We start from the raw sequence: 434 nt of genomic DNA, 5'->3' as shown, positions 1-434 counted from the left end.
AAGCGGCACCTCAAACACTTGGCCGGGCTGTTCGTGCAGGTGTTGAGGCTCGCCGAGAAGGCCGGGTTGGTGCGGCTCGGGCATGTCGCGCTCGATGGCACCAAGATCAAGGCGAATGCCTCCAAACACAAGGCGATGAGCTACGAGCGGATGAAGAAGCGCCAATCCGAGTTGCAGGCCGAGGTCGATCGCTGGCTGGCCGCCGCCGAGGCCGCGGATGCTGAAGACGACAAGCTGCACGGCAACAAGCGTGGCGACGAGTTGCCCGACTGGGTCGCCGACAAGCAGAAGCGGATCGAAAGGATCGCCGAGGCCAAAGCTGAGCTGGAGGCTGAGGCGAAGGCCGCGGCCGACGAGGAGCGTCGCATCGAGGCCGAGAAGCAGAAGAACCGCGAGGCCGAGGGCCGCAAGAAGACCGGCAAGCCCGCGGCACC

General features: G+C 65.7%; 1 pseudogene. It reads left to right on the top strand.

Going from position 1 to position 434, the window contains the following annotated elements:
- Positions 1–434: pseudogene (locus AC5ZGW_RS47145) on the top strand (IS5/IS1182 family transposase); the annotation flags it as partial.

This window comes from Bradyrhizobium sp. Crot121, from assembly GCF_059512385.1.
Note: the sequence above shows the minus strand (reverse complement) of the source record. Positions and strands in the feature narration are given on the sequence as shown.